Below are 14,919 nucleotides of genomic sequence, written 5' to 3'. Positions count from 1 at the left end.
GAGAGATGATAAGGAGAAGGAAGAAGGTTAGGAAGCTCCGCGGAAGTCACACTCACGGGTGGGGCTGCAAGAAGAAGCACCGCGGCGGCGGTAGCAAGGGTGGTAAGGGAATGGCCGGAACCGGTAAGAGGAAGAACACCAAGTGGACCTGGACCATCAAGTACGCCCCGGACCACCTTGGCAAGAGGGGCTTCCACAGGCCCAGGGCCGTCCAGTACACCCCGAAGACCATAAACCTCAGCGACATAGACGAGAACCTCACCCTCTTCCTCGACATGGGCGTCGCCTACGAGGAGGGGGGGAAGATAGTCGTCGATGTTACCCAGCTCGGCATCGACAAGGTTCTCGGAACCGGGAAGCTCACGAGGCCCATTACCATCAAGGCCTACTACGTCACCCCAAAGGCTGAGGAGAAGATCAAGGCCGCTGGCGGCGAGGTTCTCCTCGCCTGATTCCCCTTTAATTTAACACTTTTGGCGGGTGTTAATCATGGGGTTCAGAAACGTAGTGTTCGCGATTGAGAGGTACTTCCCCGAAGTCGAGCGGCCCAAGAGGCACGTGCCGCTCAAGGAGAAGTTCATGTGGACGGGCATTGTTCTACTGTTATACTTCATTCTCGCGGAGATTCCCCTCTACGGAATCCCCGCTCAGATTCAGGACTACTTCGCCACTCTGAGGTTCGTGCTCGCTGGGAGAAGTGGTTCGCTCCTGACCCTTGGTATCGGTCCAATCGTCACCGCCAGCATCATTATGCAGCTTCTCGTTGGTTCTGAAATCGTTCACCTCGATCTCTCGAATCACGAGGATAGGAGGTTTTACCAGGCCGCTCAGAAGCTGTTTGCAGTATTCATGAGCTTCTTTGAGGCGGCCATCTATGTGTTCGCTGGAGCCTTTGGTAAAGTGGACATGGGGCTTGGTGCCTTCCAAACCGTCACGACACCCGCCGGACAGGTTTACATTGGCCTGGGCCTGGGAATACTCATCATACTCCAGCTTGGATTTGCCTCGACAATACTTATCCTCCTTGATGAGCTGGTGAGCAAGTGGGGAATAGGGAGCGGTATAAGCCTCTTCATCGCGGCTGGTGTTTCCCAGACCGTCATCACCAAGGCATTCAATCCCTTCACCACCAACGAGTACATAGACCCGGTCACCGGTGGACCGGCGATAATAGGTGCCATTCCGGCCTTCATACAGCACCTTATCCACGGGGACCTCACTGGTGCGCTCTACAGGGGAACCCTCCCGGACATGCTGGACGTTGCAGCCACTGTATTGGTGTTCCTCGTGGTCGTTTACCTGGAGAGCATGCGCGTTGAGATCCCGCTTAGCTACGGCCGCGTTACCGTTCGTGGAAGGTACCCGATAAGGTTCATGTACGTCAGCAACATTCCGATTATCCTGACCTTTGCCCTCTACGCCAACATACAGCTCTGGGCCAGACTGCTCAACAACTACGGCTACACCTTCCTGGGAACCTTCGACCAGAACGGCTACCCCCTGACCGGATTCGTCACCTATCTCTACCCGCCCAGGGACATCTACCACGTCATAGCCGACCCGGGAAGGGCACTGGTCTACGCGCTGATGACAATATTCTGGTCAATAATCTTCGGTTTCCTGTGGGTCGAGCTCACCGGCTTGGACGCCAAGAGCATTGCCAGACAGCTCCAGAGCGCGGGCCTTCAGATACCGGGATTCAGAAGGGACCCGAGGATACTGGAGAGGGTGCTCAACAGGTACATCCCCTACGTTACCTTCTGGGGATCCTTCACACTAGCATTGGTAGCGGTGCTCGCGGACTTCCTCGGGGCGCTCGGTACCGGAACGGGAATCCTCCTTACGGTGGGCATACTCTACAGGTTCTACGAGGAGATAGCCAGGGAGCAGGCCACCGAGATGTTCCCCGCTTTGAGGAAGTTCTTCGCGAAGTGAGGGCTTTCTTTTCTTTCACAAAACCTTTTAAACTCGGGTCTGTTACTTTCTCCAGAAACCTTCCTGGGTGAGCATGATGCCGTTTGTGGTCATGATAACAGGAATTCCAGGGGTGGGAAAGAGCACTATAACCCGGCTGGCACTCAAGAAGGCCCGGGCCAAGTTTCGGCTCGTGAACTTCGGCGACATAATGTTCGAGGAGGCCGTTAAGGCAGGTTTGGTCAAGCACCGGGACGAGATGCGGAAGCTCAACCCCAACGTTCAGAAGGAGCTTCAGATGAAGGCCGCGAGGAGGATAGTGGAGATGGCCCAGAGTGAGCCCATTCTGATAGACACCCACGCGACCATAAGGACACCCGTTGGCTACCTTCTCGGCTTCCCCAGGGAGGTTATCGAGGTTATAAACCCAAACTTCATCGTGATCATCGAGGCCACCCCGAGCGAGATCCTCGGAAGGCGCCTCCGCGACCTGAAGCGCGACCGCGATGTAGAGACCGAAGAGCAGATACAGAGGCACCAGGATCTGAACCGTGCCGCTGCCGTGAGTTACGCCATGCACTCGAACGCGCTTATTAAGATAATTGAAAACCATGAGGATAAGGGCCTTGAGGAGGCCGTCCACGAGCTTGTTGAAGTACTTGATCTGGCGGTGGGAGAGTATGATTGAGGGGATATACGCTTTCCTTGATAGTATATTCGGACCCATGATACAGTCCTACCACCCGATATGGGTGGTTACGGTATCGGGAATAATACTCGGTGGCTTCTTCACGATACTGAACTACGTTCTGGTCGACCAGAACAAGGTGAAGATGCTCCAAAAGAAGAGCAAGGAGTTCCAGAAGAAGTACAAGGAGGCCCAGGCTGCCAAGGACGAGAAGAAGCTCAAGAAGCTCCAGCAGGAGCAGATGGAGCTCATGAAGCTCCAGAGTGAGGTCATGAAGGACACGATGTTCAAGGTCACCCTCCTGACGCTGCCGATATTCTGGATATTCTTCGGCTGGCTCAGGAGATGGTACGTCGAGGTAGGTATAGTTAAGTCCCCCTTCGACTTCTTCCTCTTCGACTGGTTCCACGGCCTCTACCACTCCGCACTACCAGCGAGCGAGCTAGGCTACGTCGGCTGGTACGTTCTGACGTCGATGATAACCGGCTATGTCCTTAGGAAGCTCCTTGACATGGGTTAAATTTAAAAACACTCCGAAAATAGGGGTTGCGAGGTGAGAGGAATGAAGCCGATGTACAGGTCAAGGTCATGGAGGAGGAAGTACGTCAGGACTCCGGGCGGAAGGACGGTTATACACTTCGAGCGCAGGAAGCCCAAGGTTGCCCACTGCGCCATGTGCGGAAGGCCCCTCAACGGCGTTCCGCGCGGAAGGCCGAGTGAGCTCAGGAAGCTCCCGAAGACTGCGAAGAGGCCCGAGAGGCCCTACCCGAACCTCTGCCCGAGCTGCATGAGGAAGGTTATGAAGGCTCAGGTCAGGGCTGGCATAGCCCTTTGATACGCTGAGGTGCTAACATGCCGAAGGGCTGCCTCGTCATAACCGTCAGCGGCTTGGCCGGTTCCGGGACGACCACTCTCTGCAGGAACCTGGCCAGGCACTATGGATTCAAGCACATCTACGCGGGCCTAATCTTCCGCCAAATGGCCAAGGAGATGGGTATGTCTCTAGAGGAGTTCCAGCAGTACGCCGAGCTTCACCCCGAGATCGACCGAGAGGTGGACAGAAGACAGGTCGAGGCAGCCAAGGAGTGCAACGTCGTTATTGAGGGCCGCCTCGCGGGCTGGATGGTGAAGGAAGCGGACCTCAAGATATGGCTCGACGCTCCGATAATGGAGCGCGCCAGACGCGTCGCGAGGAGGGAAGGTATCTCCGTTGAGGAGGCCTTTGTCCAGATTGCCGAGCGCGAGAAAGGCAACAGGAAAAGGTATTTAAACCTCTACGGGATTGACATCGACGACAAGTCGATTTACGACTTGATAATCAACACCGCCCACTGGGATCCCGATGGGGTCTTCGCTATAGTGAAGGCCGCCATCGACCACCTATACCCCGACGGTGACGCGGGGTCGGGTGCAAACCCGGGCAACAAAAAGAAGGAGGTGGGATGAATGCCAGCTATTGAGGTTGGAAGGCTCGCGGTTGTTATAGCCGGAAGGAGGGCAGGTCAGAAGGTCGTCATCGTGGACATCATCGACAAGAACTTCGTCCTCGTTACCGGCGCCGGCCTCAACAAGGTCAAGCGCAGGAGGATGAACGTCAAGCACCTCGAGCCCCTTCCGGAGAAGATCAGCATCGAGCGCGGCGCCGACGACGAGGCCGTCAAGGCCGCCCTCGAGCAGGCTGGAATCAGCCTCGAGTGAACGGGGGAGCTTGCCTCCCCAACTTCTCAACGCTTTTAAGTCTCTTCTCCAACACCCTTCGGTGGTTCCATGAAAACCGCTCTTGTGACGGGTGCAACCGGGGGCATAGGCAGGCTTCTGGTGCGGGGCCTCATCGAGAGGGGTTACCGGGTCATCGGGGTCGGACGACAGCGGGAAAGACTTGAGGGGCTGAGGGGGAACGGCTTTGACTATATAGTGGCCAACTTGAGCGAGATTGGGGTTTCGGAGAGGGTAACCGCTGCTCTAAGGGAACTCGGTGTTGGGAGGCTGGACGTTCTGATCAACAATGCTGGCTACGCGCTCAGGAAACCCCTTCTGGAGCACTCGGAGGAGGACCTTGTGAGGCTCTTCAGGGTGAACGCTTTGGCGCCGGTGGAGCTTACCCGCGGCCTTCTGCCCTTCCTGGGGGAGGGTTCAACCGTAGTTTTTGTGATAAGCGGCGTCGCCTTCGTCAACGTCCCCGAGCTGCCCTCTTACTGCGCCGCAAAGGGAGCGCTCCACTACCTGGCGATAAACCTTGAGCGGGAGCTAAAACCGAAGGGAATCAGGGTCATGCGTGTTTACCCCAAGCAGGTCAGGACCGGATTCTGGAACGGAAAGGTTCCGAAGGGCTCGATAGAGCCGGAAGAGGTTGCACAGGCAGTGCTCAAGGGGCTGGAGAGGGGAAAGCGTGAGGTTTTCGTGCCGGGCTACCTGAAACTCGTCAAATACCTCCCGAACTGGCCGGTCTTTACTTACCGGTTTAAGTACTAAGCTCAGGTTTATAAGGCGCTATTCCGAACTTAGGGCGATAACGCTCATCGGGTGATGCTCATGGCGAGGGACGAAGTGAGGAGAATACTCCCTGCTGACATAAAGCGAGAAGTCCTTGTCAAGGACGAGAAGGCCGAGACAAATCCAAAGTGGGGCTTTCCGCCGGAGAAGAGGCCCATGGAGATGCACATGCAGTTTGGCATAATCAACCTCGACAAGCCCCCTGGACCGACGAGCCACGAGGTGGTCGCGTGGATCAAGAGGCTGTTCAACCTGAACAAGGCCGGCCACGGCGGAACCCTTGACCCCAAGGTCAGCGGTGTTCTTCCGGTCGCTCTGGAGAGGGCCACGAGGGTGGTTCAGGCACTTTTGCCGGCCGGAAAAGAGTACGTGGCTCTAATGCACCTCCACGGTGAGGTCCCGGAGGACAAAATATACGCCGTCATGAAGGAGTTCGAGGGGGAGATAATCCAAAGGCCGCCCCTGAGGAGCGCAGTCAAGAGAAGGCTCAGGACGAGGAAGGTGTACTACATTGAGATACTCGAGATAGACGGCAAGGACGTGCTCTTCCGGGTTGGAGTTGAGGCGGGAACCTACATAAGGTCGCTTATCCACCACATCGGCCTGGCCCTTGGTGTCGGCGCTCACATGGCCGAGCTGAGGAGAACCAGAAGCGGCCCCTTCAAGGAGGACGAGACGCTGGTGACGCTTCACGACCTCGTGGACTACTACCACTTCTGGAAGGAGGACGGCATCGAGGAGTACTTCAGGAAGGCGATACAGCCTATGGAAAAAGCGGTGGAGCACCTCCCAAAGGTCTGGATTAGAGATTCTGCCGTTGCGGCGGTAACCCACGGTGCTGATTTAGCCGTTCCGGGGATAGTCAAGGTTCACAAGGGCATCAAGAAGGGAGACCTCGTCGCGGTCATGACCCTTAAAGACGAACTCGTGGCTTTGGGCAAGGCCACCATGACGAGCGGCGAGATGCTCCAGAGGAGCAAGGGCATAGCCGTCGATGTAGACAAGGTCTTCATGCCGAGGGACTGGTATCCGAAGATGTGGTAGAAACTTTGCTCCGCAAAGTTTCATCAAAGTTGGTAGCTCCTTCCCAAAGTTCCTTTTTTGAATGATTCCTTGATTAATGGGTTGTTTGAAAGGGAGAACTAAGTTAGGTACTCTTTTGCTGAGGTTTAGCTCTAAAAAGACGCCCGAAGGGCGTCAAAAGAAAAGCAAACCTATACAAAAGGGCCCCTGCAAAAGGATTCTCACTTAAAACGTCGGGCTTTAAGTTGGAAACCAGCCCTTCAGGGGTAACGCAATGGAGGAGCTACAATTTTTGGTCAAGCTTTGCGCAAGCAAAGGTTGATAAACCCCTCAACGAACCACCGCACATGAGCCACTACTACTCCGAAGAACCGAACGTCCCGCTGAAGACGAAGACCATAGAGGTCTGTCTTAGAGGGCACTGCTTCCGGTTCATCACAGCGAGCGGTGTCTTCTCCTTCGGCAAGCTCGACAGGGGAACGGAGTTGCTCATAGAGAGTATGGTACTTGATGATGGCTGGCGCGTCTTGGATTTGGGTTGCGGCTACGGGGCGATTGGGATAGTGGCTTCTCGCTTCGTGGACTACGTGGTGATGACCGACGTGAACAGAAGGGCCGTAAAAATGGCGAGGAAAAACTTAAAAATCAACGGCGTTAGAAACGCCGAGGTTAGGTGGGGAAACCTCTACGAGCCTGTTGAAGGCGAGAAGTTCGACGCAATCATCACTAATCCCCCGGTGCACGCGGGAAAGGAAGTGCTGAGGGAAATAGTTATAAACGCTCCCCGGCATCTCAACGATGGAGGCCTCCTGCAACTGGTAATCAAGACCAAGCAGGGGGCAAAGTATATTAAGGCTCTGATGAATGACCACTTCACCGAAGTGAGAGAGCTGGCTAAGGGGAGCGGCTACCGCGTGTATGCCGGGATCGCCTAGCCTGGGATGGCGCGGGCCTTGAGAGCCCGTGTCCGTATGGACACCGGGGTTCAAATCCCCGTCCCGGCGCCAAAATCCTCTCTGAAGGATTGAGACGGAGGTGTATTCGTAATGACGGACAACTTCAGACACATCGTCCGTGTAGCGGGAGTTGATCTGGACGGAAATAAGCAGCTTAGATGGGCCCTTACGGGCATCAAGGGCATAGGCATAAACTTCGCGACTATGGTGCTCAGGGTTGCAGGGATCGACCCGTACATGAAGACTGGCTATCTGACCGACGAGCAGGTCAAGAAGATTGAGAAGATACTCGAGGACCCGATCGCCCACGGCATTCCTGCCTGGGCAGTGAACAGGCCGAAGGACTACGAGACTGGCAAGGACATGCACCTCATCACCGCCAAGCTCGTCATGGCCTGGCGCGAGGACGTCAACAGGCTCAGGAGAATACGCGCTTACCGCGGCATAAGGCACGAGCTCGGCCTGCCGCTCCGCGGACAGAGGACCAGGTCGAACTTCAGGCACGGTAGCACCCTCGGTGTGAGCAGGAGGAAGAAGTGAGGTGGTGTAAATGGGAGACCCGAAGAGGCAGAGGAAGAAGTACGAGACTCCCTCTCACCCCTGGATTAAGGAGAGGCTCGACCGCGAGAGAGTCCTCATGAAGAAGTACGCCCTCAAGAACAAGAAGGAGCTTTGGAGGCATGAGACCCAGCTCAAGGAGTTCAGGCGTAGGGCGAGGCGTCTCCTCGCCGCTCGCGGCAAGCAGGCTGAGATTGAGAGGCAGCAGCTCCTTCAGAGGCTCAACAGGCTCGGACTCCTTCCGGCCGACGCGGTCCTCGATGACGTTCTCTCCCTTACCGTTGAGGACGTCCTTGACAGGCGCCTCCAGACCATCGTCTACAAGAAGGGCCTCGCCAGGACCATCAGCCAGGCCAGGCAGCTCATAGTCCACGGCCACATAGAGGTGAACGGCCAGATAATCCGCTCGCCGGGCTACCTCGTCCTTCGCGAGGAGGAGGACACCATCACCTACTCGAAGACCTCTCCTTTCGCCAAGGAGAGCCACCCCGAGAGAATGGTTATCGAACAGGCCAAGCAGGGTGGTGAGGCATGAGCGAGGAGCAGCAGATTAACATAAAGAAGAAGGAGAAGTGGGGAGTGGCTCACATCTACTCGAGCTACAACAACACGATAATCCACATCACCGACCTCACCGGGGCCGAGACGGTCAGCAGGTGGAGCGGTGGTATGGTCGTCAAGGCTGACAGGGACGAGCCCTCCCCGTATGCGGCTATGATCGCCGCCAGGAGGGCCGCTGAGGAGGCCATGGAGAAGGGCTTCGTCGGTGTTCACATCAAGGTCCGCGCCCCGGGAGGAAGCAAGAGCAAGAGCCCGGGACCGGGTGCCCAGGCCGCCATCAGGGCCCTCTCCAGGGCTGGTCTCAGGATAGGAAGGGTTGAGGACGTCACCCCGATTCCGCACGACGGCACCAGGCCGAAGGGCGGAAGAAGGGGCAGGCGCGTCTGATCCCACAACTTCTTTTTTGGTGATGCCAATGGAGCCAAAGTTTCAGATTCTTGAGAAAAGGGAGGACTCGATTAAGTTCATCGTCGAGGGGATAGACGTTCCCTTCGCCAACGCCCTCAGGAGGACCATTCTTGCCGAGGTTCCCACCTTCGCCGTTGATGAGGTCGAGTTCTTTGAGAACGATTCCGCCCTCTTCGACGAGATAATCGCCCACAGGCTGGCGATGATTCCGCTCACCACCCCTGCCGAGAGGTTCTCTCTCGATGCGCTCGAGCTCGACGACTACACCGTCACTCTGTCCCTTGAGGCCGAGGGTCCCGGAATGGTTTACTCCGGTGACCTCAGGAGCAGTGACGAGGCGATAAAGCCGGCAAACCCCGACATACCAATAGTCAAACTGGCAGAGGGACAGAGGCTGACCTTCAACGCCTACGCGAGGCTTGGCAGGGGTAAGGATCACGCCAAGTGGCAGCCGGGCTTCGTCTACTACAAGTACCTCACCAAGATCCACGTGAGCAAGGAGGTTCCCGACTGGGAGGAGCTCAAGGAGCTCGCCGAGAGGCGCGGTCTTCCAGTGGAGGAGACCGGGGAGGAGCTTATCATCACGACCATCAAGGCCTTCTACCTTCCGAGGAAGTTTGAGGGTTATGAGGGGGACAAGATCCGGGAAGAGGTAGTGCCCGGTGCCTTCGTCTTCACCGTCGAGACCAACGGAGAGCTTCCTGTGGAGGAAATAGTGGCCACAGCGCTCAAGATACTCATGAGGAAGAGCGATAGATTTATAAACGAACTCCATAAATTAGCCGACTGACGCGGGGGTAGCCGAGCCTGGCCAAAGGCGCGGGATTCAGGGTCCCGTCCCGTAGGGGTTCCGGGGTTCAAATCCCCGCCCCCGCACCAGTATTTACGCTCACCCCGTTGGACCTGTCGGTTTCCCACCTGCGAGAGAGCGTTAGGGAGGTATGTTCATGGTCAAGAGAACCGGACCCACTGACATTAACCTGAGGAGGCTCATTCGCTACCTCAGAAAGAAGTCGAATGAAGAGGGGGTTAAGATCTGGAAGGACATCGCCTGGCGCCTCGAGAGGCCCAGGAGGCAGAGGGCTGAGGTGAACGTCAGCAAGATAAACCGCTACACCAAGGAGGGTGACACCGTCATCGTTCCGGGAAGCGTCCTCGGCGCCGGAAAGCTTGAGCACAAGGTCACCGTTGCCGCCTGGAAGTTCAGCGAGAGTGCAAAGAAGAAGATAGTCGAGGCCGGTGGAGAGGCCATCACCATCGAGGAGCTTATGGAGAGAAACCCGAAGGGTAGTGGAGTAATCATAATGGAGTGATGGGCCATGAGGATAATTAACGCTGAGGGACTCATACTCGGAAGGCTCGCCTCTAAGGTGGCCAAGATGCTCCTTGAGGGCGAGGAGGTCGTCATAGTCAATGCCGAGAAGGCCATCATCACCGGAAACCGCGAGGACATCTTCGCCAAGTACAAGCAGAGGACCGAGCTGAGAACCAGGACCAACCCGAGGAAGGGTCCGTTCTACCCGAAGAGGAGCGACGAGATAGTCAGGAGAACCGTCAGGGGAATGCTCCCCTGGAAGACCGACCGCGGAAGGAAGGCCTTCAAGAGGCTCAGGGTCTACGTTGGAATCCCAAAGGAGTTCGAGGGCAGGGAGCTTGAGACCATAAGCGAGGCCCACATGTCAAGGCTTGCAACTCCGAAGTACGTCACCGTTGGCGAGGTTGCCAAGTTCCTCGGTGGAAAGTTCTGAGGTGAGAAAGATGAGGGTCATTCAGACTGCTGGTAAGAGGAAGACGGCCATCGCGAGGGCCACCATAAGGGAAGGAAAGGGCAGAGTCAGGATCAACCACAGGCCGGTCGAGATCATTGAGCCGGAGATAGCGCGCTTCACCATAATGGAGCCGCTCGTCCTCGCTGGCGAGGAGATAGTCAGCAAGGTGGACATAGACGTCAAGGTCGAGGGCGGTGGCTTCATGGGTCAGGCCGAGGCCGCTAGGGTTGCCATAGCCAGGGCCCTCGTCGAGTGGACCAACGACATGAACCTCAAGGAAAAGTTTATGAAGTACGACAGAACCATGCTCGTTGGGGACAGCAGGAGAACCGAGCCGCACAAGCCCAACCGCTCCACCAAGGGTCCGAGGGCCAAGAGGCAGAAGTCCTACCGCTGACCGCTTTCCTTTAATATTCGAGAAGGTGATACGGGTGATAGTTCCCGTCAGGTGCTTCACGTGTGGGAAGGTCATAGGTGACAAGTACTACGAGTTCAAGGCCCGAGTTGAGAAGGGCGAGGACCCCGAGAAGGTCCTTGACGACCTCGGGATTGAGAGGTACTGCTGCAGGAGGACCCTCCTCAGCCACGTCGAACTCATCGATCACGCGATGCAGTACAGAGTGTATTAAAAACCGCACTTCTCGGGGGGCCGTGGGGTAGCTTGGTCTATCCTCCCGGCTTGGGGTGCCGGAGACCCGGGTTCAAATCCCGGCGGCCCCACCAAACATTTGCACTGGATTGGGTTGGAATGTGGAAGCAGGGGTGGTAGTCATGTTTAAGTATACCCGCTTTGAGAAGGCCCGTATCATTGGAGCCAGGGCCCTTCAGATAGCGATGGGTGCTCCGATACTCATCGACGTTCCAGAGGGAGTGACCCCGCTCGATGCCGCGATGCTCGAGTTTGAGAAGGGCATAATTCCGCTCACCGTAATAAGGCCGAGCTGATGAGAGATGACCGTGATAGAGAACGTAATCGGCAGGGTCGCGGTGCTCAGGGGGGGCAGGTATTCCGTCGAGGTGGACGTCATAACCAGCTCGGGCTTTGGAAGGTTTGCCGCGCCCATAGACGAGAACCCGAGCCTCTACATAGCCGAGGCTCACCGCGCTGTGAGCGAGGTTGATGAGATAATCGGGCCCGAGCTGATAGGCTTTGATGCGAGCGAGCAGGAGCTCATAGACAGCTACCTGTGGGAAATAGACGGCACCGAGAACTTCAGCCACATAGGGGCGAACACCGCCCTGGCGGTGTCGATCGCGGTTGCAAAGGCCGCGGCGAGCGTCAAGAAAATGCCCCTCTACAGCTACATCGGGGGCACCTTCACGACCGAGCTGCCCGTTCCCATACTGGAGGTTGGGAGCGGAGAGGGCTTTGACTACTACGTGATGGTCAGGGATTTGATGGAGATTACCGACGTCGTCGATGCCGCCAACAAGATCCTCGAGCACGCAGGGGACGGAACAGTGGAGGCATTTTCGAAGGCGACCGAGAAGGCGACCGACGAGCTAGGCCTTGAGGTTGCCCTTGGCCTCGTGCAGAAGGTTCCAATAGAGACCGAGAAAGTGCTGTCGATCGTCGAGGACAACAACGTTGCCTACATAAAGCCGATCGGGGAGGAAGAGCTGTTCCTCGAACTGATAGCCGGGACCCACGAAGTGTTCGTCGATGGTGAGTACCTCTTCCGCGAGAAGGATATACTCGACAGGCGCTACTACAACGCGCTCTCCATAAAACCCATAAACCTTGGCACTCTCACCGACTTATACAACCTCGTGAACGACGCCAAGTCGGAGAGGATCGTCCCAATCCTCGCGGAGGCTCGCTACGAGTCCTCCGACGAGGCCCTGGCCCACGTTGCTGTGGGCCTTCGCTGTCCGGCGATGGTGCTCCGCAAGGATTCCATCGCCAAGCTGAACGAGCTGATTCGCATAGCGGAAGATTTGGGTGAAAGGGGAAGGATAATAACCTTTGAAGGATAGAGGAGGTGTGAAGAATGGAGGAATACCTTGTTCCGCTCGACCAGTACCTTGCCGCCGGTGTCCACATCGGCACCCAGCAGAAGACCCAGGACATGAAGAAGTTCATATACCGCGTTAGGCAGGACGGTCTCTACGTCCTCGACGTCAGGAAGACCGATGAGAGGCTCCGCGTTGCCGGTAAGTTCCTCGCCAAGTTCGACCCGGAGAACATACTCGCCGTTAGCGTCAGGCTCTACGGCCAGAAGCCGGTCAAGAAGTTCGGCGACGTCACCGGCGCCCGCTCCATACCGGGACGTTTCCTCCCGGGAACAATGACCAACCCGCAGGTCAAGAACTTCTTTGAGCCCGACGTGCTCATCGTCACCGACCCGAGGGCAGACCACCAGGCCATGAAGGAGGCCATCGAGATCGGCATACCGATAGTGGCCCTCGTCGATACCGAGAACTTCCTCAGCTACGTTGACGTTGCTATCCCGACCAACAACAAGGGTAGGAAGGCCCTCGCTCTCATCTACTGGATCCTCGCGAGGGAGATACTCTACAACAGGAAGGAAATCGAGAGCAGGGAGGACTTCAAGGTTCCCGTTGAGGACTTTGAGATGAGGATCATCAGGACCTGAGGGGCTAAAGGTTTTTAACGTTCCCCTCTTTACACTCCCTCGCGCGGGGGTGCCCGAGCCTGGCCAAAGGGGCCGGACTTAAGATCCGGTGCCGCAGGGCTTCGCGGGTTCGAATCCCGTCCCCCGCACCAAAGCTTTAAAAGTCCGTTGCGGTAGGTGTGTTGGATTAAGATCATGAGGTGATCACGATGGCGAGATTCCCAGAGGCTGAGGCCAGAATCTTTAGGAAGTACATTTGCATGCGCTGCGGCGCTACCAACCCGTGGAAGGCCAAGAAGTGCAGGAAGTGCGGCTACAAGGGTCTCCGCCCGAAGGCTAGAGAGCCGCGCGGTGGAATGGGACGCTGATGTCTGCCCTCTTGGTTTTTCATTCTCGTCATTTTTCTCGTGTTCCTGTCATCAAGAATTGAAAGGATTCAGGCACGGGTTCACCTGGATCCCTTAAGCTTTGTCAGCATGTCCTCGAGAAAAGCTATGCCGTCCTCCAGGAGCTTTTCACCCGCTGGGGTGAGTTTGTAGTACTTCCTCGAGGGCTTCCCAGTCTGGCTCTCCTGCCACTCCGCCGTTACGTATCCTTCCTTCTCGAGCTTGTAGAGGACAACGTACGAGCTGACCGTTGCTGGTTCGAAATCAAAGGCTTCTCTTATCCTCTCCTTCAGCTCGTAGGCGTACATTGGTCTCTCCCGGAGGAGCCGGAGTATGTACAGCCAGAGCACCTCCTTCGTGATCTTGTTTCTGAGCCTCTCCATGGGCGTTGTCATGATCCCACCCTAACTTTTATGGTTTGCAAATATTTTGGCCCCATTTAATTTAAACGTTTTGGCAACAAGTTTTTATTCGGTGACGTACAAGAACCTCTAGGGTGGTAGAATGGAGTTCGACCTGAACGCCATGATGGGCGACGTTGGGGTTGGGGCACTTGTCGGTTTCATAACGGGCTTTGCCTTGAAGAAGCTGATGAAGCTGGCGATGGCGATAATTGGGGCGTATCTGCTGAGCCTCTTCTGGCTCGAGCAAAAGGGAGTTATAATAATAGACAAAGACAGACTGTTCAACCTCGCGGGGGACTGGAGCCACGAAATCCTGACCCTCGGTGAAAAGGTCATGGGTATTCTGCCGGGAACCGCCGCGTTCATGGGTGGCTTCTACCTCGGGTTCAAAAAAGGGTGAGGTCAGACCCTCCCCCTGTAAAGAATTTTCACGAGCTCCTCGGGAAGGCTCTCCCTCTTGATTTTTTCCTCTATGAGCCTCTTTTCCTTTTCGTAGTCCACTTCTATGAACTTGGTGTGGAGCGTGTCTATATCAACCAGAGCGAAAGTGGCTTTGTGGTTCTTGTCCGGTGGGTAGCCAATGCTTCCGGGGCAGATGACCCTTCCATACCTTGTCATGGCATTGACTGGGTACTTTGGTGACGCAACGAAGAGTACTTCATAGTCCTTGACGGGTCGCATTATGGTCTCGTAATAGCTCGTTGGCTGGTCTGGTAGTACTATCCCTTCAAAGGGATTGAGCGGGCTTCCGTAGACGCCAAAGATGTCGTTCTTACCGATCTTGTCCACGAGGTATATCGGAAGGTCCCTAAGGAACTCCCTGCCTTCATGTCCCAGCTTCTCCCAGGTGTATTTGAGGGCCTTCTTGATGTGGTCGGGATAGTCCAGCTTGTCTATGTAGTCCGGCCCCTCTGCGTGGGGGTCGCTCGCAGCTATCGCCTGGTCAAACTCACCGCGGATTACCTTGACGGTGTTGGCCTTGATGAGGTCGTCGAGCGTGTCGAGAACTTCCTTGGGATACGGGAACATGCCTACGACGTTGCCAATGATGTAGTACTTCTTGATCTCATACCCCTCCTCCTTGAGGACTTCTATCCTCTCGAGGGCCTTTGCTAGGGCCGGGAGGTTACCGTTTATGTTGGCCAGAACAGCGACGTACACCATGCCTTTCACCCCCTCTTTT

25 protein-coding genes and 4 tRNA genes are annotated in these 14,919 nt (G+C 56.2%); 27 read left to right on the top strand and 2 right to left on the bottom strand.

Going from position 1 to position 14,919, the window contains the following annotated elements; all coding sequences use genetic code 11:
- The first annotated feature begins 5 nt into the window (after positions 1–5).
- From E3E27_RS05665 to E3E27_RS05540, 26 genes are all read left to right on the top strand, one after another.
- A complete protein-coding gene (locus tag E3E27_RS05665) occupies positions 6–452 on the top strand; it encodes an uL15m family ribosomal protein (protein WP_167773826.1) in 447 nt (148 codons plus the stop codon).
- A gap of 37 nt (positions 453–489) precedes the next feature.
- Positions 490–1,935, top strand: a complete 1,446-nt coding sequence (secY, locus tag E3E27_RS05660) for a preprotein translocase subunit SecY (RefSeq protein WP_014788449.1) — start codon at positions 490–492, stop codon at positions 1,933–1,935.
- A 76-nt stretch (positions 1,936–2,011) separates the two neighbouring features.
- Positions 2,012–2,602 carry an adenylate kinase gene (locus E3E27_RS05655; protein ID WP_167773825.1) on the top strand — a complete coding sequence of 197 codons (591 nt, stop codon included), beginning with the start codon at positions 2,012–2,014 and terminating at the stop codon, positions 2,600–2,602.
- A complete protein-coding gene (locus E3E27_RS05650) occupies positions 2,595–3,122 on the top strand; it encodes a DUF106 domain-containing protein (protein ID WP_167773824.1) in 528 nt (175 codons plus the stop codon). Before E3E27_RS05655 ends, E3E27_RS05650 begins: the two co-directional genes overlap by 8 nt.
- 42 nt (positions 3,123–3,164) lie before the next feature.
- Positions 3,165–3,437, top strand: coding sequence for a 50S ribosomal protein L34e (locus E3E27_RS05645; RefSeq protein ID WP_014788446.1), 273 nt, complete (start codon positions 3,165–3,167; stop codon positions 3,435–3,437).
- Between the two features lie 17 nt (positions 3,438–3,454).
- The gene (gene cmk, locus E3E27_RS05640; RefSeq protein WP_014788445.1) at positions 3,455–4,048 is read left to right on the top strand and encodes a (d)CMP kinase; all 594 of its coding nucleotides are present in this window, start codon (positions 3,455–3,457) and stop codon (positions 4,046–4,048) included.
- Positions 4,049–4,300: a 50S ribosomal protein L14e gene (locus tag E3E27_RS05635; protein ID WP_167773823.1), complete on the top strand. Its 252-nt coding sequence runs from the start codon at positions 4,049–4,051 to the stop codon at positions 4,298–4,300.
- Positions 4,301–4,369: 69 nt separating this feature from the next.
- On the top strand, positions 4,370–5,074 hold the full coding sequence (locus tag E3E27_RS05630) for an SDR family oxidoreductase (RefSeq protein ID WP_167773822.1): 705 nt from the start codon (positions 4,370–4,372) through the stop codon (positions 5,072–5,074).
- Between the two features lie 60 nt (positions 5,075–5,134).
- Positions 5,135–6,139 carry an RNA-guided pseudouridylation complex pseudouridine synthase subunit Cbf5 gene (locus E3E27_RS05625; RefSeq protein ID WP_167774045.1) on the top strand — a complete coding sequence of 335 codons (1,005 nt, stop codon included), beginning with the start codon at positions 5,135–5,137 and terminating at the stop codon, positions 6,137–6,139.
- 326 nt (positions 6,140–6,465) lie between these two features.
- On the top strand, positions 6,466–7,053 hold the full coding sequence (locus E3E27_RS05620; RefSeq protein ID WP_083830183.1) for a class I SAM-dependent methyltransferase: 588 nt from the start codon (positions 6,466–6,468) through the stop codon (positions 7,051–7,053).
- A tRNA-Ser gene (locus E3E27_RS05615) sits at positions 7,039–7,125 on the top strand. Before E3E27_RS05620 ends, E3E27_RS05615 begins: the two co-directional genes overlap by 15 nt.
- A gap of 39 nt (positions 7,126–7,164) precedes the next feature.
- Positions 7,165–7,614 carry a 30S ribosomal protein S13 gene (locus tag E3E27_RS05610; RefSeq protein ID WP_014788441.1) on the top strand — a complete coding sequence of 150 codons (450 nt, stop codon included), beginning with the start codon at positions 7,165–7,167 and terminating at the stop codon, positions 7,612–7,614.
- A 10-nt stretch (positions 7,615–7,624) separates the two neighbouring features.
- Entirely contained in the window at positions 7,625–8,167 is a 543-nt protein-coding gene (locus E3E27_RS05605; RefSeq protein ID WP_014788440.1) for a 30S ribosomal protein S4, read from the top strand.
- Positions 8,164–8,580: a 30S ribosomal protein S11 gene (locus E3E27_RS05600; protein ID WP_014788439.1), complete on the top strand. Its 417-nt coding sequence runs from the start codon at positions 8,164–8,166 to the stop codon at positions 8,578–8,580. The genes E3E27_RS05605 and E3E27_RS05600 overlap by 4 nt, the downstream gene beginning before the upstream one ends.
- A 28-nt stretch (positions 8,581–8,608) precedes the next feature.
- Positions 8,609–9,391, top strand: coding sequence for a DNA-directed RNA polymerase subunit D (locus tag E3E27_RS05595; RefSeq protein ID WP_167774044.1), 783 nt, complete (start codon positions 8,609–8,611; stop codon positions 9,389–9,391).
- A 1-nt stretch (position 9,392) separates the two neighbouring features.
- A tRNA-Leu gene (locus E3E27_RS05590) sits at positions 9,393–9,480 on the top strand.
- 68 nt (positions 9,481–9,548) lie between these two features.
- Positions 9,549–9,914 carry a 50S ribosomal protein L18e gene (locus tag E3E27_RS05585; RefSeq protein ID WP_014788437.1) on the top strand — a complete coding sequence of 122 codons (366 nt, stop codon included), beginning with the start codon at positions 9,549–9,551 and terminating at the stop codon, positions 9,912–9,914.
- Positions 9,915–9,920: 6 nt separating this feature from the next.
- The gene (gene rplM, locus E3E27_RS05580) at positions 9,921–10,349 is read left to right on the top strand and encodes a 50S ribosomal protein L13 (protein WP_014788436.1); all 429 of its coding nucleotides are present in this window, start codon (positions 9,921–9,923) and stop codon (positions 10,347–10,349) included.
- A gap of 10 nt (positions 10,350–10,359) precedes the next feature.
- The gene (locus tag E3E27_RS05575; protein ID WP_014788435.1) at positions 10,360–10,767 is read left to right on the top strand and encodes a 30S ribosomal protein S9; all 408 of its coding nucleotides are present in this window, start codon (positions 10,360–10,362) and stop codon (positions 10,765–10,767) included.
- 34 nt (positions 10,768–10,801) lie between these two features.
- Positions 10,802–10,999, top strand: coding sequence for a DNA-directed RNA polymerase subunit N (locus tag E3E27_RS05570; protein ID WP_014788434.1), 198 nt, complete (start codon positions 10,802–10,804; stop codon positions 10,997–10,999).
- Positions 11,000–11,015: 16 nt separating this feature from the next.
- Positions 11,016–11,093, top strand: a tRNA-Pro gene (locus E3E27_RS05565).
- 48 nt (positions 11,094–11,141) lie between these two features.
- Complete coding sequence (locus E3E27_RS05560; RefSeq protein ID WP_014788433.1) at positions 11,142–11,315, top strand: DNA-directed RNA polymerase subunit K; 174 nt, start codon at positions 11,142–11,144, stop codon at positions 11,313–11,315.
- A 6-nt stretch (positions 11,316–11,321) separates the two neighbouring features.
- Positions 11,322–12,347 carry a hypothetical protein gene (locus E3E27_RS05555; RefSeq protein ID WP_167773821.1) on the top strand — a complete coding sequence of 342 codons (1,026 nt, stop codon included), beginning with the start codon at positions 11,322–11,324 and terminating at the stop codon, positions 12,345–12,347.
- A gap of 14 nt (positions 12,348–12,361) precedes the next feature.
- Positions 12,362–12,967 carry a 30S ribosomal protein S2 gene (gene rpsB / locus E3E27_RS05550; protein WP_014788431.1) on the top strand — a complete coding sequence of 202 codons (606 nt, stop codon included), beginning with the start codon at positions 12,362–12,364 and terminating at the stop codon, positions 12,965–12,967.
- 43 nt (positions 12,968–13,010) lie between these two features.
- Positions 13,011–13,098, top strand: a tRNA-Leu gene (locus E3E27_RS05545).
- 57 nt (positions 13,099–13,155) lie between these two features.
- Entirely contained in the window at positions 13,156–13,314 is a 159-nt protein-coding gene (locus E3E27_RS05540) for a 50S ribosomal protein L40e (RefSeq protein ID WP_012571071.1), read from the top strand.
- Positions 13,315–13,394: 80 nt separating this feature from the next.
- Here the strand turns inward: E3E27_RS05540 and E3E27_RS05535 are convergent, their stop codons facing one another.
- Positions 13,395–13,727 carry a PadR family transcriptional regulator gene (locus E3E27_RS05535; protein ID WP_014788430.1) on the bottom strand — a complete coding sequence of 111 codons (333 nt, stop codon included), beginning with the start codon at positions 13,725–13,727 and terminating at the stop codon, positions 13,395–13,397.
- A gap of 109 nt (positions 13,728–13,836) precedes the next feature.
- On the opposite strand from E3E27_RS05535, the gene E3E27_RS05530 reads away from it, so the two are divergent.
- On the top strand, positions 13,837–14,136 hold the full coding sequence (locus tag E3E27_RS05530; protein WP_014788429.1) for an FUN14 domain-containing protein: 300 nt from the start codon (positions 13,837–13,839) through the stop codon (positions 14,134–14,136).
- A gap of 2 nt (positions 14,137–14,138) precedes the next feature.
- On the opposite strand, the gene E3E27_RS05525 is transcribed toward E3E27_RS05530, so the two are convergent.
- Positions 14,139–14,900 carry a metallophosphoesterase gene (locus tag E3E27_RS05525; RefSeq protein ID WP_167773820.1) on the bottom strand — a complete coding sequence of 254 codons (762 nt, stop codon included), beginning with the start codon at positions 14,898–14,900 and terminating at the stop codon, positions 14,139–14,141.
- Positions 14,901–14,919: the final 19 nt, after the last annotated feature.

The sequence above is a fragment of the Thermococcus sp. MV11 genome (genome assembly GCF_012027285.1).
GTDB classification, from domain to species: Archaea; Methanobacteriota_B; Thermococci; order Thermococcales; family Thermococcaceae; genus Thermococcus; species Thermococcus cleftensis.
The sequence above is the reverse complement of the archived record's forward strand: the minus strand, read 5'-3'. Positions and strand labels throughout refer to the sequence as shown.

Excerpts from the sequence above, each read along its gene's own strand:
- E3E27_RS05645 (WP_014788446.1), top strand. The coding sequence starts at position 3,165 with ATGAAGCCGATGTACAGGTCAAGGTCATGGAGGAGGAAGTACGTCAGG.
- E3E27_RS05535 (WP_014788430.1), bottom strand. The coding sequence starts at position 13,727 with ATGACAACGCCCATGGAGAGGCTCAGAAACAAGATCACGAAGGAGGTG.
- E3E27_RS05655 (WP_167773825.1), top strand. The coding sequence starts at position 2,012 with ATGCCGTTTGTGGTCATGATAACAGGAATTCCAGGGGTGGGAAAGAGC.
- rplM (WP_014788436.1), top strand. The coding sequence starts at position 9,921 with ATGAGGATAATTAACGCTGAGGGACTCATACTCGGAAGGCTCGCCTCT.
- cmk (WP_014788445.1), top strand. The coding sequence starts at position 3,455 with ATGCCGAAGGGCTGCCTCGTCATAACCGTCAGCGGCTTGGCCGGTTCC.
- E3E27_RS05575 (WP_014788435.1), top strand. The coding sequence starts at position 10,360 with ATGAGGGTCATTCAGACTGCTGGTAAGAGGAAGACGGCCATCGCGAGG.
- E3E27_RS05585 (WP_014788437.1), top strand. The coding sequence starts at position 9,549 with ATGGTCAAGAGAACCGGACCCACTGACATTAACCTGAGGAGGCTCATT.
- E3E27_RS05610 (WP_014788441.1), top strand. The coding sequence starts at position 7,165 with ATGACGGACAACTTCAGACACATCGTCCGTGTAGCGGGAGTTGATCTG.
- E3E27_RS05630 (WP_167773822.1), top strand. The coding sequence starts at position 4,370 with ATGAAAACCGCTCTTGTGACGGGTGCAACCGGGGGCATAGGCAGGCTT.
- E3E27_RS05620 (WP_083830183.1), top strand. The coding sequence starts at position 6,466 with ATGAGCCACTACTACTCCGAAGAACCGAACGTCCCGCTGAAGACGAAG.
- E3E27_RS05605 (WP_014788440.1), top strand. The coding sequence starts at position 7,625 with ATGGGAGACCCGAAGAGGCAGAGGAAGAAGTACGAGACTCCCTCTCAC.
- E3E27_RS05595 (WP_167774044.1), top strand. The coding sequence starts at position 8,609 with ATGGAGCCAAAGTTTCAGATTCTTGAGAAAAGGGAGGACTCGATTAAG.
- E3E27_RS05665 (WP_167773826.1), top strand. The coding sequence starts at position 6 with ATGATAAGGAGAAGGAAGAAGGTTAGGAAGCTCCGCGGAAGTCACACT.
- E3E27_RS05530 (WP_014788429.1), top strand. The coding sequence starts at position 13,837 with ATGGAGTTCGACCTGAACGCCATGATGGGCGACGTTGGGGTTGGGGCA.
- E3E27_RS05600 (WP_014788439.1), top strand. The coding sequence starts at position 8,164 with ATGAGCGAGGAGCAGCAGATTAACATAAAGAAGAAGGAGAAGTGGGGA.
- E3E27_RS05625 (WP_167774045.1), top strand. The coding sequence starts at position 5,135 with ATGGCGAGGGACGAAGTGAGGAGAATACTCCCTGCTGACATAAAGCGA.
- E3E27_RS05560 (WP_014788433.1), top strand. The coding sequence starts at position 11,142 with ATGTTTAAGTATACCCGCTTTGAGAAGGCCCGTATCATTGGAGCCAGG.
- E3E27_RS05635 (WP_167773823.1), top strand. The coding sequence starts at position 4,049 with ATGCCAGCTATTGAGGTTGGAAGGCTCGCGGTTGTTATAGCCGGAAGG.
- secY (WP_014788449.1), top strand. The coding sequence starts at position 490 with ATGGGGTTCAGAAACGTAGTGTTCGCGATTGAGAGGTACTTCCCCGAA.
- E3E27_RS05555 (WP_167773821.1), top strand. The coding sequence starts at position 11,322 with ATGACCGTGATAGAGAACGTAATCGGCAGGGTCGCGGTGCTCAGGGGG.
- rpsB (WP_014788431.1), top strand. The coding sequence starts at position 12,362 with ATGGAGGAATACCTTGTTCCGCTCGACCAGTACCTTGCCGCCGGTGTC.
- E3E27_RS05650 (WP_167773824.1), top strand. The coding sequence starts at position 2,595 with ATGATTGAGGGGATATACGCTTTCCTTGATAGTATATTCGGACCCATG.
- E3E27_RS05525 (WP_167773820.1), bottom strand. The coding sequence starts at position 14,900 with ATGGTGTACGTCGCTGTTCTGGCCAACATAAACGGTAACCTCCCGGCC.
- E3E27_RS05540 (WP_012571071.1), top strand. The coding sequence starts at position 13,156 with ATGGCGAGATTCCCAGAGGCTGAGGCCAGAATCTTTAGGAAGTACATT.